This window comes from Paludisphaera borealis, from assembly GCF_001956985.1.
Classification (GTDB): Bacteria; Planctomycetota; Planctomycetia; order Isosphaerales; family Isosphaeraceae; genus Paludisphaera; species Paludisphaera borealis.
On the sequence record NZ_CP019082.1, the window covers coordinates 1,432,082 to 1,446,901 of the forward strand.

The 14,820-nt window shown below is 66.0% G+C and carries 10 protein-coding genes; 5 read left to right on the plus strand and 5 right to left on the minus strand.

Annotated elements, in window-relative coordinates; translation table 11 throughout:
- Window positions 1-5: 5 nt before the first annotated feature.
- On the plus strand, window positions 6-2,459 hold the full coding sequence (locus tag BSF38_RS05545) for a serine/threonine-protein kinase (RefSeq protein WP_145951985.1): 2,454 nt from the start codon (window positions 6-8) through the stop codon (window positions 2,457-2,459).
- Between the two features lie 163 nt (window positions 2,460-2,622).
- On the opposite strand, the gene BSF38_RS05550 is transcribed toward BSF38_RS05545, so the two are convergent.
- Window positions 2,623-3,339, minus strand: coding sequence for a hypothetical protein (locus tag BSF38_RS05550; RefSeq protein WP_076343825.1), 717 nt, complete (start codon window positions 3,337-3,339; stop codon window positions 2,623-2,625).
- Between the two features lie 969 nt (window positions 3,340-4,308).
- Here BSF38_RS05550 and BSF38_RS05555 point away from each other — a divergent pair.
- Window positions 4,309-5,412: a peptidylprolyl isomerase gene (locus tag BSF38_RS05555; RefSeq protein ID WP_083712715.1), complete on the plus strand. Its 1,104-nt coding sequence runs from the start codon at window positions 4,309-4,311 to the stop codon at window positions 5,410-5,412.
- 68 nt (window positions 5,413-5,480) lie between these two features.
- Here BSF38_RS05555 and BSF38_RS05560 read toward each other — a convergent pair whose 3' ends face one another.
- Window positions 5,481-6,455, minus strand: coding sequence for an NAD-dependent epimerase/dehydratase family protein (locus BSF38_RS05560; RefSeq protein ID WP_237170751.1), 975 nt, complete (start codon window positions 6,453-6,455; stop codon window positions 5,481-5,483).
- A 237-nt stretch (window positions 6,456-6,692) separates the two neighbouring features.
- Here BSF38_RS05560 and BSF38_RS05565 point away from each other — a divergent pair, with 237 nt between their 5' ends.
- The 3 genes from BSF38_RS05565 to BSF38_RS05575 are packed head-to-tail and all read left to right on the plus strand — an operon-like array spanning window position 6,693 to window position 10,981.
- On the plus strand, window positions 6,693-8,045 hold the full coding sequence (locus BSF38_RS05565; RefSeq protein ID WP_076343828.1) for a mandelate racemase/muconate lactonizing enzyme family protein: 1,353 nt from the start codon (window positions 6,693-6,695) through the stop codon (window positions 8,043-8,045).
- Between the two features lie 42 nt (window positions 8,046-8,087).
- The gene (locus BSF38_RS05570) at window positions 8,088-9,446 is read left to right on the plus strand and encodes an MFS transporter (protein WP_083712716.1); all 1,359 of its coding nucleotides are present in this window, start codon (window positions 8,088-8,090) and stop codon (window positions 9,444-9,446) included.
- 59 nt (window positions 9,447-9,505) lie between these two features.
- Window positions 9,506-10,981: a RecQ family ATP-dependent DNA helicase gene (locus BSF38_RS05575; protein ID WP_237170752.1), complete on the plus strand. Its 1,476-nt coding sequence runs from the start codon at window positions 9,506-9,508 to the stop codon at window positions 10,979-10,981.
- 107 nt (window positions 10,982-11,088) lie between these two features.
- Here the strand turns inward: BSF38_RS05575 and BSF38_RS05580 are convergent, their stop codons facing one another.
- The 3 genes from BSF38_RS05580 to ettA all read right to left on the minus strand — a co-directional run bounded on the left by BSF38_RS05580 (window position 11,089) and on the right by ettA (window position 14,719).
- Window positions 11,089-11,967, minus strand: a complete 879-nt coding sequence (locus tag BSF38_RS05580; RefSeq protein ID WP_076343830.1) for a metallophosphoesterase family protein — start codon at window positions 11,965-11,967, stop codon at window positions 11,089-11,091.
- On the minus strand, window positions 11,964-12,911 hold the full coding sequence (locus BSF38_RS05585) for a diacylglycerol/lipid kinase family protein (RefSeq protein WP_076343831.1): 948 nt from the start codon (window positions 12,909-12,911) through the stop codon (window positions 11,964-11,966). Before BSF38_RS05585 ends, BSF38_RS05580 begins: the two co-directional genes overlap by 4 nt.
- Before the next feature lie 134 nt (window positions 12,912-13,045).
- A complete protein-coding gene (gene ettA, locus BSF38_RS05590; RefSeq protein ID WP_076343832.1) occupies window positions 13,046-14,719 on the minus strand; it encodes an energy-dependent translational throttle protein EttA in 1,674 nt (557 codons plus the stop codon).
- Between the last annotated feature and the right edge of the window lie 101 nt (window positions 14,720-14,820).

Genomic DNA, 14,820 nt, shown 5'->3' on the forward strand with positions numbered 1-14,820 from the left:
CCGCCATGTCGTTCTGTCATTCCGACGATTCCTTGCGCCGGCTGGGTGACGACGACGACCTCGAACCCGCCGACTCCTACGAGATCGAGCGACATATCGAGGCATGCCCGCGCTGCCAGGCTCAGTTGAAAGCGATCGTGGAGCAAACCTCGACGACGGGACGATTCATGGCGGACTGGCTGGCGAATTACGATGGCAAGCTCCCCGAAGTCTCCGGCTTCGAGATCGAGCGCGAGCTGGGCTGCGGCAACTGGGGGGGCGTCTACCTGGCCCGGAAGGCGGGCCAGAATCGGCTCATCGCCCTGAAGCTGATGCCCCAGTCGGCCTTCCCCAGCGACGGCCCGGACGACCGTCGCCGCTGGATCCGTGAGGCCCAGGCGGTCTCAAGCGTGCGACACCCCAACGTCGTCACGCTCTACGACTACGGCGAGGAGGGCCGCTGGTTCTTCCTCGCCTTCGAGTACGTCCCCGGAGGCTCGCTCAAGGATCGGCTCACCGAACCCTTGCCGGCCCGGACGGCGGCCGAGTTGCTGGAGACGTCGGCCCGCGCCGTGGCGCATATCCACGCCGAGGGCTTCCTGCACCTGGACCTGAAGCCGGGCAACATCCTACTCGACGGCCAGCCCGATGCGCCCTGGGAGGATGTCGTCCCCAAGATCAGCGACTTCGGCCTGTCGCTCTCGCACGAGGACCTGGCGACGCCCGAGACCAGCCTGGACGGTCCCCGAGGCACGCCCAGTTACATGGCGCCCGAGCAGACGGCCCCCCACCGCGGCAAGATCGGCCCCGGGGCCGACGTCTACGCCCTCGGCGCGGTGCTTTACGAGCTGCTGACCGGCCGCCCCCCGTTCCGCGGGGCGACGCACCACGAAACGATGGAAATGGTCCGTCACGCGGACCCGGTCCATCCTCGACGTCTGAACCCGAGGATTCCGCGCGACCTGGAGACGATCGCCCTCAAGTGCCTGGAGAAAACCCCCTCTCGGCGCTACGCCACCGCCGCGGCCGTGGCCGACGATCTGCGACGCTGGCTCGACCGCCGCCCGATCCAGGCGCGCCCCGCGTCGCTCGCCGAGCGGACCGCCCGCCTCTGCCGCCGCAACCCGGTCGTCGCCGCCCTCTGCCTGACCCTCGTCCTGACCGTGGCGGCGGCCTTCGGCGGGATCATTCACACCCTCCGCCGAGAGCGCGCGGCCCGCCAAGCCGCCGAGTTGAACCTCGAAGCCGCCTCCATTGTCATGGGTCAGCTCGGCGGCATCCTGCTTCAAAGGTATTACGGGCACCCCGGCCGTCCCGGCGACGAGTTGAAACAGATTGGCGCCCTGATCAGGGAGCAGATCGCGAAGGTCGACTCCATCGGGAGCCGCCATCCCGAACTCCTCAACATGATGAGCGAGATCGACGGCCAGATCGCCGCGAGCCTGAAAAAAGGCGGGGGACGGGCGGAAGCGCGAGCCCTGGTCGTCGAGCGTCTCGAGCTGGCGCGAAGGGCCCATCAGGCCGCGCCGACCGATATTCGTTTTCTCATAGAAAACATCAACGCCCTGTTTCAAGCCGGTGAATTCGCCATCGACGATCAACACCCGATCGAGGCGCTCGCGGGCCGCGATCAGGCTGCGGCGTTGCTGCTTGGACATCCGGGTATTCTTCCGGACCTGCGGACCTTCCACCCGTACTGGACGACCTTCGCGCTGAGACTCTCCGACGCCTACCTTCAGCTTCCCACCGTCGCGGGGCGAGACGAGCACCGAATCGCCTGGGACCGGGCGCTGAATGAGCGCGTAGAGACGGCGATCCGCACCGGGGCGGTGGATGCGAAACGCTCCGACGTGGTATTGTTCCGGGCCTGCCTGCTCGCCGATCGCGGCGATTGGACGGCGTTGCGCCGACTGGTGCCCTCGCTCGCCGCCTTACGCCTTGACGAAAGCAACGATTCCTACTGGAACCGGGTCGCCCGGGAACTTGGGCTCCAATCCTGGATGGACCGCGAATTACGTCACTACGTCGCGGCCTGCGAACTCCTGACCGACGACCCCGAACTTGTCATGAAGGAAAGTGAGCAGCTCGCCAAGCTCCTTGGCTTGCCCAAAGTGAACGAATACACAAAGCATTCGATATTCGACGCAATTAACCGCGGGCTATCCATCTTCGCGAGTCGCCAACGTGCCACGGCTCGGCTCGACCGCGCCGATCGGTCGGCCCAGTTCTTTCGAGCGCTAGCGGACCGCTTGCTCCGCGAGTTTCCCACCGATCCGAGCGCTTATCGACTCATGAGCGAAGCCCACCTGCAGGAGTCAAAAAACGCTTGGAAGCGAGACGACCTTGCGGGTGTCAGGAAGTCGCTCGCCGCGTCGATTTCTTCCCTCCGCCGCGCCCTCGAACTCGACCCCAGCGACGACATCGTCCGCTCGATGCTCATAGACAAAACGAAACGCCTCGCCGCCCTGCCGGGCTCGTGATCCCAATCCCGAGCCGGGGAGAATACGTTCGAGGCTCAGGAGGGATCGCAGGGCGGCTGCCCGATACGAGCAGCCGGCCTCACGAGGCCGGCTGCAATAGGTAAATCGATCCTCGATCCCGGCGCGTCGTCCGCGCCTCGTCACCATGCGATCTTTCCCGGGCCTAAATTCGATTCCGACCAAGAACTCGAGCGCCGGCGGCGCGGGAACGGCGGAGTTTGACAAGCGCGAGGATCACGCCTCCCATCACGCCGCTCACCACCGAGCTTGGCTCGGGAACGGCCGGGGTTATCTGAAAGGCCATATTGAAACCGGTCACCTTACCTGGGTCCATTCCTCCATCAAGGATATTCGAGTAACTAGGAGTGAACGGACCGGCATTTTGCGTCAGGGAGGTCACTAAATTGGTCCCTTGGAGATAGGCAAGGTAGACATTGCGTCCTTCCGGATCGAGGGGGTTGGGAAGTATCGGCCTGAACTGGCCGAAAGGATAGATTGGTTCGGCCGGCTCTCCCGCGATGGTCCAGTACGCCATCTTGGCGGAGTACAGTTCCGGGGTTGTCAGTTGGACGTTGGAAACGTTCATTCCCCATGGAATATTTCTGTTGGTCGAGAGCAGGCCCTGCGTCGCCTCGAACCGCAGGTTGAGCCAGTCGGAATTGCCTATGTGGAAAAAGCTCTGAGTGAGCGTGAGCCGGTCCCCATCGATCAAGGTCGTCCCGACTGATAAGACGACGTCTTGAGTAAACGTGGTAGGAGTATTAGTTCCCACGACATGAAAGGTGCTGCCGATCAGGAATCCGGCAGACGCCTCGCGATTCCCGGTTCCAACGGTGGCGGCGACAAGAAGCAAAACGATCCTGACTACATGGCGGGACATTCGAGCGTTCTCCGGTGTTATGGATCCATGTCGAAGAGCACGTCATCGGCGCGAGCCGCCTGGAGCCACGGCGAACTCCAACGCTGTTCACTTCGCTGTGAATGCGGGAAGAGCCGGCGTGCCGCAGGAGGTCCTGTGACGGCGGAAGTGCTGAGGTCGCCCTCACGATCAGCGTGATCGATCTAGCCCCACCTCCGTTGGAAATACGCATCCCTTGGACACGGGCAGGCCGGTTTCGCGTGCCTCCGCTCTTCCGTCTAGGCCCCCCTTTTTTTGAAAGTCAAGGCGAGGACTCTCGGAATTCACCTCCGGCTTGCCGTTTGGGTCGTAAGTTAAGGAGAGGGAGAGTCTGCGCGCCCTGGGCACTTCCTCTATCCGGGGGGGCGTCCGAGTGGGAGGGCGATTGGGGAAGAGAGCCGGGCCGGGATCGATGCGGAAAACGGGGCCGAACGAACCCAATTTTCGGAGGGGCGGGTTGGTGATCGAGGGAGGCCGCTCTGGTGGGTCTGGGGGAGCGGAATCGGGTCGCTTGAACGATCCCAATCGCCGGTTTCCCGGCCGAACGAAGCCAAATTGGAAACTGCACACAAAAAGCTTATCAGTAAAGGCTTTACGTCTTGCGCACGACGGCCGTGGGAGCGACGAACGAACCCAATTCCGGCGTGGCGGCGGGGGGAGGGCGGGAGGCCGTTGCGACGGGGGTTCGGGGGCGTTGCGAGGGAGTCGAGAGGGGTCTGCGACGGGTGATTTCGGCGCGATCGAACCCAATCGTCCGGGGGGCTGGGACGGGCGGGAGGCGTGTGGATGGGTCGGAGGATTCTCGGTCAAGTCGCGCGGCGGAATCCGCTGGAATTCGTATAATCCCCAGAATCGGCCGACTCGCCTTTTTCCGTCAAGCCGCCGAGAATCGGCTTGATCGGAAACCGAGTTGGAATCCGCAGAATCGCTTTCGACAGGGAGATCCGTTCGATGCGCAGGATAGTCCTTACCGGTCTGGCGACGTTGGCGGCGACGGGGGTGTTCATCGGCGCCGAGACGGCTCGCGCCCAGACCGCGCCCGCGCAGAAGCCGGGCGCCGCGCCCGCCCCGGCGGCGGCGGCGAACGCGCCGCTCATCGCCAACGCGGGCGAGGTGGTCGCCACGGTGTCGTACAACGACGTGACCGAGAAGATCACCAAGGGCGACGTCTTCAACATCATCACCCGCTACCCGATCCCGGCCTCCGAGGATCGCGAGCAGGTCTACCGCGACGCCGTCGACACGCTGGTCAACACCAAGCTGGTGACCCAGTTCCTCAACCGCCAGCGAATCACGATCCCCCCCGCCAAGATCGACGAGGAGTTGGCGAAGCTCGAACAGGGGCTCAAGTCCGAGGGCAAGAGCCTGGAGTCGACCCTCCGAGAAAACGGCTTCTCGCCGGAGGAGATCCGCAAGGAGATCCAGGACCGACTCCGCTGGATCCAGTACGTCACCCTCAAGGCGACCGACGCCGAGCTGAAGCGGTACGTGGCCGACCACCACGACCTGTTCAGCGGCACCCAGATCCGCGCCAGCCACATCCTGCTGAAGACCGATCCCAACGCCTCGGCGGCGGACAAGGAGAAGGTGAAGCAGAAGCTGACGGCGATCAAGAACGACATCGAGACCAGCAAGATCACCTTCGCCGAGGCCGCCAACAAGTTTTCGGAAGACCCGGCCAACGCCGGCGGCGGCGGCGGCGACCTCGACTTCTTCAACCTGAGCAGCGGCTTCATCCCCGAGTTCACGGACGTCGCGTTCAAGCTCAAGAAGGGATCGGTCTCCAACCCGGTCGAGACCCCCTACGGCTACCACCTGATCCAGGTGACCGACCGCAAGGAAGGCCGCCCGGTCGACCTTGAGCAGAACAAGCCGTACGTCACGACGGTCTACGCCGGCGAGCTTCAGAAGAACCTTCTGACCGAAGCCCGCAAGGCGGCCAAGATCGAAGTCAAGCCGATGCCCAAGGACCTGTATCCGCCGGTTCCGACCCAGGCCGCCCCGGCCGCGACCAAGCCGGCCGCGGCCGCCAAGGCGAAGGCCAAGGCGGGGTGACGAGACGCGTTGAATCGAATCGAATCGAGAAGGACGGGCCCGATCGGCGACGACCGGGCCCGTCCGAATCAACCGAGATCGGACAGATCGAGCCGGCCCTCGCGATGCAGGGCCTCGAACCGCCGGTAGGTCTCGGCGATCCCTTCCCGAAGCGGGGTCCGGGGGATCGGCCCCAGGGTGGCCTGAAGCCGGGCGTCGTCGAGGCTGGGGGCGATCGGAAGCTGACGGTCGCCGTGGCTGACCAGAGGACCCGCCGCGGGAACTTCTTGAACCAGAGTCTCGACGAACGCCTCGATGGGCTCGACGGCCCCCCGCAGGTTGAACGCCTCGGCCCCCTTGAACGGGCGGTTCAGGGCGAGGACGAACGTGGCGGCGACGTCGCCGACGTATTGCAGATCTTGATAACCGCCGTAGCTGATCTGATACGGCCGGCCCGCCGCGACCGACTTGATCGCCTTGGTCGGCTCGCTGGTCATCCCGAAGTCGCGTCCCACGCCGTAGACCGTCCAGGGGCGAAGCCCGACGCTGGTGATCCCCTTGTCGAGCCAGTAGACGCGGGCGTTCAACTCGTTACAAACCTTGTAAGCGCCATAATGCGTCAGCGGGGCCAGGCGGATCTCGTCGGCCAGAGGGCCGGTCGAGCCGGCCTCGGGCGGGCCGTGAACCGCCGCCGAACTGGCGTAGACCACCCGCTCGACCTGATCCGGGAGGGCCGCCGCCGCCTCGAAAACCGCCAGGGTCCCGATCACGTTGACCTTGGCCCCGAGGATCGGGTTGGCCCGGCAGGTGGGCGTCTGCAGACCCGCCAGGTGCAGCAGGTGGGTCGCCCGGCAGTCCACCACGGCCTTGAGTACGGCCTCGGGATCGGAGACGTCGCCCTGGACGAAGCGGACCTCGGCCTTGCGCTCGGGGTCGAGGACGAGGTCGAGCCGGTGAGTGTCCTCGGCGAGGTCGTAAATCCAGACCTGATGGCCCTCTTCGACCAGTTGCTTCGCCGCCCACGAACCGATGCAGCCGTATCCGCCAGTCATCAAAACCCGCACAGGATGATCTCCTTGAAGCCTCGTTCCGTAGCCGCTTTCCGCTCCGAAAGCCTGGTACCGCCCGATTGTCGACGCCCGGCCGGCGGGCCGCAAGGCCCCGTCGAGCCAGCGCGGCCGCCGGACTTTTCGACGCCACCGCCCGACGACCGTCTGTCATCCGCCCCCGGCCTCTGAGAAACTGGGCCTTCGGCAAAGTCGCCGCTCCCCCGTTCCCCGCTCTTCTGGACACCAAGCTCCATGCCCCAGGTCAACGACGCCCGCGTCAAGGACGTGAGCTGCGAGTTCGAGGACACCCCCTTCCGGACCCCCTTGAAGTTCGGCGGGCGGGTCGTGGACGGCAGCCAGATCGTCAACGTCGCCGTCACGGTCGAGACGGCCGATGGTCGGCGGGCCGTCGGCCATGGGTCGATGCCGCTGGGCAACGTCTGGGGATGGCCGTCGCCGAATATCGCCCCGGTTGCCGCCGCCGAGGCCGTCCGCCGGCTGGCCCAATCGGCCTCGCGCTGGCTGGCCTCGTACCCCGACGCCGGCCACCCGCTCGATATCGGGAACGACCTGGAGCACGCACTTGGAACCCTCGCGGACGAGGTGATCGGCGAACTGGGTCTCTCCGAGCCGATGCCCAAGCTGATGGCCCTGGTGGCGGCCTCGTCCGTCGACGCCGCCCTTCACGACGCCTACGGCAAGGTTCACGGGCGGTCCGTCTACGCCTGCTACGGCCCCGACTTCGTCGCCCGCGACCTCTCCCACTACCTGACGCCCGAGTTCCAGGGCGAGTTCCTCGACCGCTACGTCAGCCCCGCGCCCCGGCCGACCTTCCCCCTCTACCACCTGGTCGGGGCGATGGACCCGCTGTCGGCCGCCGACGTCGTCCGGCCGATCGGCGACGGCCTTCCGGAGACCCTGGCCGACTGGATCGACCGCGACGGCCTGACGCACCTCAAGATCAAGCTCAGCGGCGACGATCCGGCCTGGGACGCCCAACGGGTGCTCGACGTGGATCGGATCGCCGAGGAGGCCGGCCGGCGTCGCGGTTGGGCCGGCTGGCGGTTCTCGCTCGACTTCAACGAGCGCTGCGACCGGCCCGAGCAGGTCCTCGACCTGTTCGACCGGCTCCGCGCCGAGTCGCCTGGGGCGCTCGAGAAGATCCAGTACGTCGAGCAGCCGACCGCCCGCGACCTGAACGCCCACCCCGAGGCCGACATGCACCGGGTCGCGGCCGTCCGTCCGGTGGTGATCGATGAGTCGCTGACGGGGCTCGACAGCCTGCTGTTGGCCCGCCAGCGCGGCTACTCGGGCGTCGCCCTGAAGACCTGCAAGGGGCACGGCCAGGCCCTCCTGATGGCCGCTTACGCCCGCAAGCACGGCCTGTTTCTGTGTGTCCAGGACCTGACCTGCCCGGGGGCGTCGTTCCTGCACTCGGCCGGACTCGCCGCCCGAATCCCCGGGGTCGAGGCGATCGAGGGGAACGGCCGGCAGTACTGCCCGGCGGCCAACCGCAGGTGGGAAGACCGCTTTGCGGGCGTTTTCCACCCCCGCGACGGCGTGATCCAGACCGGCCTACTGAGCGGCCCCGGCCTCGGTTACTGACCGGCGGACGACGGCGAGCAGAGATCCGAGGAGACCCAGCGAATGAACCACGACCCCACTTCCGACGCCTCCGGCCTGTACTCGACGGCTCTCGCCCCGCCCCCGGCCGACGCCTTCCGACGCGGGCGCTGGCTGGCCCTGCTGGCCGCCTCGCTGGGCTGGATGTTCGACGGCTTCGAGATGGGGCTCCACCCGCTGGTCGCGTACCCGGCGCTCCGGGAGTTGCTCAGTCCGGGAGTCGCCGCGACGCTGGGGCCGGGCGCCGACTCGGCCGCGGCGGCGACGGCCCTGGCGACGGCGGTCGGCCAGTGGAACGCGATCCTGAACGCCCTGTTCCTGTTCGGCGCGGCGTCCGGAGGGTTCCTGTTCGGCTGGCTCGGCGACCGGATCGGCCGCACCAGGGCCCTGACCCTGACGATCCTGACCTACACCCTGCTGACCGGGCTGGGGGGCTTCTCGACGTCGGTCTGGCACCTGGCGGCGTCGCGGTTTCTGGCGGCGGTCGGGATGGGGGGGGAGTGGAGCCTGGGCGTCGCCCTGGTGATGGAAATCTGGCCGGCCTCGGCGCGCCCCCTCCTGGCCGGGGTGATCGGAGCGATGGGGAACCTCGGCTACCTGCTCATCGCCTTGACCAGCCTGGGCGTGAACGTCCTCTCCGGCCAGGCGACGACGAGCTGGCGGCCGTTGATGTTCATCGGCGTCGTGCCGGCGTTCCTGGTGTTCATGATCCGTCTCTGGGTCCCGGAATCGGCCCGCTGGGAAGCCGCCGTGGCCGACGCCGAGCCGGTCCGGCCATGGGAGCCCCTGGCCCCTGCGACGCGCTGGCGTTGCGTGATCGCCACGTTGCTGACGGGCGTCGCCCTGCTCGGCACCTGGGGGGCGGTCCAATGGATTCCGCTTTGGGCTGTCACTCTGGCTGGGCCGGAGCGAGCCGGCGCCAAGGAGTATTCCCAGATCGTCGCGGCGATCGGGGCCTGCATCGGAGCCTTGGCCGCCGCCCTGTTCTCGAGGCGGCACGGCCGCCGGCCGACCTACTTCCTGTTGTGTCTGCTCTCGCTGGCATCGACCGGCTGGCTATTCCGCACGCCCCAGACGTTCGGTCCGGGGTTCCTGGCCGGCGTGTTCGCCGTGGGGCTCACCACCGCGGCGTTCTACGGCTGGGCCCCGCTCTACCTGCCGGAACTGTTCCCGACCCGCATCCGGGCGACCGCCCAGGGAATCGCCTACAACTTCGGCCGGATTTTCGCCGGAATCGGCACTCTGGCCCTGACCGGCGCGATGCTCGACCGGTTCCGCAGCGACCTTCCGGCCAGCCTGGCGGTCACCAGCTTGATTTACGTCGTCGGTCTCGTACTGATCTGGTTCGCCCCCGAAACCAAGGGACGGCCGTTGCCCGATTGAGTCGGCTGCGGCCGTGGCGGAGCGAGCCGGTTCCTCATGGCGCAGCGATGGGAGTGATCATGCCAGAGGCTATGGATCGTGAGCCGACGCCCGCCCGCCGGGACGGTCTCGTGCAGCGGTTGCGCATCCACTTCGGCTTCCGTTCCTTCCGGCCCGGGCAGCGACGCGCCGTGCAGTCGGCGATGGATGGTCGCGATACGCTGGTCGTCATGCCCACGGGATCGGGCAAGAGCCTATGCTTTCAGCTCCCCGGCCTTGAGCTTCCCGGGGCGACGGTCGTGGTCAGCCCGTTGATCGCCTTGATGAAAGATCAGACCGAGGCCCTCGAAAGTCGAGGCTTCGAGGCGATGGCGATCAACAGCACGCTCACCGCCGCCCAGCGCGAGGAGGCGGAGGAGCGGATCAAGAACGGGTTTCACGGCTTCATTTACACGACTCCCGAGCAACTCGCCGACCCCGAGTTCCGCACGTTGCTGCGAGCCGCGCAGCTTGATCTGTTCGTCGTTGACGAGGCGCATTGCGTCAGCCAATGGGGGCATGACTTCCGTCCGGAATACCTGGCGCTGGGCGCAGTGATCGAAGACCTCGGCCGCCCCACGGTGCTCGCTCTGACGGCCACGGCGACCGCCGACGTCGTCGAGGACGTCCTCAAGCAGCTTCGCATTCCCGACGCCGCGGTCGTCCACACGGGGTTTTACCGCCCCAATCTCCGGCTCGCGGTCGTCTCGGTCACCGAGGAAGTCGAGAAGTTCGATCGCCTCGTCGAGTTGCTGGGCGACGGCGAATCGTCGGGCGTCGTCTACGCCGCGACCGTCAAAGCGGTCGAGAGCTTGACCGAACAACTCGCCGAGCGGGGCTTTCGCGTCGTCGCGTACCACGGCCGGATGAAGACCGTCGACCGCGCGACGAATCAAGATCGGTTCATGAAAGGCGAGGTCCCGATCATGGTCGCGACCAACGCGTTCGGCCTGGGAATCGACAAGCCCGACATCCGGTACGTGATCCACACCCATCTTCCCGGCACGATCGAGTCGTTCTACCAGGAGTTCGGTCGGGCGGGCCGCGACGGCGAACCGGCGACTTGCACCTTGATCTATCGACCCGAGGACCGGAAGCTCCACGCGTTCTTCCAGGCCGGGCGCTATCCCTCGTCGGAAGACCTGGTCAACGCGCATCACGCACTCAAGAGGCTGGCCGAGTCGCCTCCTCGATTCGACGAGCTTGAGCTGGTCTCGCCCTTGCCGCGCACGCGATTCAAGAGCGCGCTGAACGTCTTTCGAGCGGCGGGAATCGTCAAGGAAGACCTCTCGGGGCGGTTGCATTTGCTCCGTCCCGAGTTGACGCTCGACGACATGTCGCGGCTGGCGAGCCGCTACGAGGAACGCGACGAAATCGACCGCCTGAATCTCCAGCGGATGGTCGAGTACGCCGAGTCGCGTGATTGCCGCTGGCGCGTCGTGCTGGACTACTTCGGCCAGGACGACGAGCCCGTCGGAGCCTGCGGCCGGTGCGACCATTGCTCGCCAGGGCTTTGAAATCACATCAATGCGCCACGTCGCCGACGATTCCTGAGACGACTGAACGCTACGCTTGCCGACCTTGATCTCGTCGATCGTGACGGCTCAGACGAGTCGAACCGTGATCAAGCCTTGCCGAAGACGCGCTCGTCGACCATGACGATCGGCTTCCATTCCGTGCCGTCCCACGCCTGATGGACGACTTTAACCCTGTCCGCGTCGAGATCGATCTCCAGGAAGCCCGGCGGCTGGAGGGCGGCGGGGTCGCGATAGAGCGGGGCGCCGGCGTTGAGACAGAGCTGGTCGGGAAGCTCTCTCGGCCGGAAAGCCCAGGCGGCGTGCACATGTCCGCAGCAGAATATGTGCGGGCCCACCCGCGCGAGCCATGCGGCCAGTTCGTCGGCGTTTTCCAGACGCTTGGCGGCCAGCTCGCGCTCGTAAGGCGGCGGGGCCGCGATCGGGTAGTGGCTGGCGACGATCAGCCGCCGGGGGCGCCCGGGGGCGTCGGTCAGCAGTGCCCGGGCCTGGTCGAGCTGCGCGGTCGGAATCCGTCCGCGTGGCGTGTAGTGGAACCGCGTCGCGTCGAGCCCGAGAATCGCCGTCTCGTCGTCGAGACGACGCAGCCAGGGAAAAGTCAGCCGAGGCATGTATAAGCCGAAGGCCGATTCGAAGCGATTCGTCGTCGACGACCGCCGGGTCGCGCGATCGTGATTGCCCGGCAAGATTGTGATCCGCTCGCGATCCGCCATTAAGGGCGCAAGATGACGCTTGGCGTCGGCGAATTCGTCGGGAAGGGCCGACGTCGTCAAGTCCCCCGTAATGAGCACATGATCAGGATTAAGGCTTCTTACCCTCGCCACGACCTCGTCGACCCGTTCGAGCTGAAACTGATGGGCGCGGCCGCGCAGCAGCGCGAGCATCCACCAGGCGCGGACGCCGACCAGCTGACCGACGTTCCATGTGTATCGCCAGACGTGAATGTCGGAAAGGTGAACGACTTTCAACGCGTTCGGCTCTGGCCTTGCCTGTCGTCGATCTTCGCCGGGACGACGACCCGGACCGCCCGCGGAACAATCTCAACCGTGAGCGGAGTCTGGGTGATGATTTCGCCGTCGCCCTGGACGGGAAGCGGCTCGTTGGCTTGGACAAGGACGCTTCGCGAGGCCCTCAGGTAGGTCAGCCGGGTTTCCTGGCCGTGTCTGCCGACCAGGAAATTCCAGGCGATCCGCGGATAATCGAGTGGAGATCTGGGCCGGAAGATGCAGACGTCGATCCGGCCGTCGTCGACTTGAATGTCAGGCCCCCAACGAAGGCCTGAAACGCCCAGCGCCCCGCAGTTGGCCAGGAGCACTTGAAGCGATCGCGTGCGGACGCTGCGATCGTCGGCGGTGATCGTCATGCGGCGCGGCTTGTAGCCCAGCAGATTTTTCGTCATGGTCCACACGTAGGCGAATGCGCCCATCCGCCGCTTGTCGACCTCGGAGGTGTCGTGGATCATGAGCGCGTCGACGCCCACGCCGACCTGCGTGAAGTAGCAGAACTCCCCCACTTTCATGCCGTCGATGTGCGCCGTCCCGTTCGGACCCGAGATCAGCGCGCAGGCGGCTTCGAGGTCGAGCGGCACGCCGAGTTCACGCGCCAGAACGTTGGTCGTGCCAAGCGGAAGGATCGCCAGCCTCGCATCAGTTCCCACAACGCCGTTGGCCACGGCCGAAACGGTGCCGTCGCCGCCCGCCGCCACGATCGTATCGAAGCCGCCGCGCACCGCGTCGCGGACGATCGACGTGAGATCCTCATGCTCCCGCGTCTCGTGGATCTCACAGTCTTGATCGTGAGCAGCCAGATGCGTTCGAAGGGTCTGGATCACGCGCTCCGGCGCCGCTTGCCCCGAATGCGCGTTCACGACCGCAAAGACTCGCGAGACCTTCGTATCCTGCGCTGAAGACATCGACCCTCCCTCGTTGATCCGTACGAGCACTTCCAGCTTTGGAACCAAGCCGACGTGGCAAACCCGATGCCGCGCACGGAAACGCCTCGCGGATCGATCGGCCGTCCGCGAGGCGTCGAGAAGCCGTCGGCGGCTCACCTCATCAGGGATTTGTACTTGATGCGGTGGGGCTGATCGGCGTCGAGCCCCAGACGCTCGTGGCGCTGGGCTTCATAGGTTTCGTAATTGCCGTCGCACCAGACGACGCGGCTGTCGCCTTCGAACGCGAGGATGTGCGTGGCGACCCGGTCCAGAAACCAACGATCGTGGCTGATGACAACGGCGCATCCCCCGAATTCAATAAGCGCCTCTTCCAAGGCCCGGAGCATGTCGACGTCGAGGTCGTTGGTGGGCTCGTCAAGCAACAGCAGGTTGCCGCCGCTCTTGAGGAGCTTGGCCAGATGGACCCGGTTGCGCTCGCCGCCGGAGAGCTTGCCGACGACCTTCTCCTGGTCGGGGCCTTTGAAATTAAAGGCGGCGACGTACGCGCGGGCCGGCACCTTGCGCTTGCCGAGGATGATCTGGTCGAGGCCGCCGCTGATCTCCTGGAAGATGGTGTTCTCCGGATTCAAGGAATCGCGGTTCTGATCGACGTACGAGGGGACGACCGAGTCGCCGACCCGCAATTCGCCGCGATCGGCCTTCTCCTGGCCGACGATCATCCGGAACAACGTCGTCTTGCCCGCGCCGTTGGGGCCGATGACTCCGACGATCCCGCCGGGAGGAAGCCGAAAACTCATGTCCTCGAACAGGAGACGATCGTTGAAGCCCTTGGCGACCCCCTCGGCCTCGACGACCAGCGTGCCCAGGTGCGGGCCGGCCGGGATCTGGATGACGACGGCCTCGTCGCGCTTGTCGTAGTCTTGCGCCGCGAGTTGCTCATACCGCTGGAGTCGCGCCCGGTTCTTGGCCACGCGCGCCCGGGGCGACATCCGCACCCATTCCAGCTCGCGCGCCAGGTTCTTGCGGCGCGTGCTCTCGTGCTTCTCCTCGAGCGCCAGCCGGCTCTGCTTCTGCTCCAGCCACGACGAGTAGTTGCCTTCCCAGGGAATCCCCTGCCCTCGGTCGAGTTCGAGGATCCACTTCACGACGTTGTCGAGGAAGTAGCGGTCGTGGGTGACCAGGATGACCGTCCCCGCGTGCTCCTGGAGATGCCGTTCAAGCCAGGCGACGCTCTCGGCGTCGAGATGGTTGGTCGGCTCGTCGAGGAGCAGGATGTCATGGCTCTCCAGGAGGATCTTGCAGAGAGCCACGCGCCGTCGCTCACCGCCGGAAAGGGTGGCAACCTCGGCGTCGCCCGGCGGAAGCCGCATGGCGTCCATCGCGATTTCGAGCCGACGGTCAAGATCCCATCCATTGGCGGCCTCGATGCCGTCCTGGACGTTGGCTTGCTCTTCGAGCAGTCGGTCCATCTCGTCGGCGTCGGGCCCTTCGCCGAGCCGGGCGTTGATCGCGTCGAACCGGGTTAGAAGGTCGCGCACCGGCTTCACGGCGAGTTCGACGTTGCCCCGCACGTCGAACCGATCGTCGAGCACGGGCTCCTGGGGCAGGTAGCCGATCGAAATCCCCGTCGCGGGTCGTGCCGTGCCGACGAAATCGGAGTCCAGGCCGGCCATGATCCGCAGCAAGGTGCTTTTGCCCGAGCCGTTGCCGCCGATCACCCCGATCTTCGCCCCGGGGTAGAACGAGAGCCAGACGTTTTTCAGAACTTCTTTTTTGGCATAGACTTTCGACAAATTTTCGATGCTGAAGATGTATTGTGGCGGCATAACCTGAAGGTTCCCTGATGATCAGCCCCGGGTCGAGGCGATCGGAATCGTGTTTCGGGCGAGAAGAGTCCGGCAACCCACCCAGCGTTCCCAACCAGACA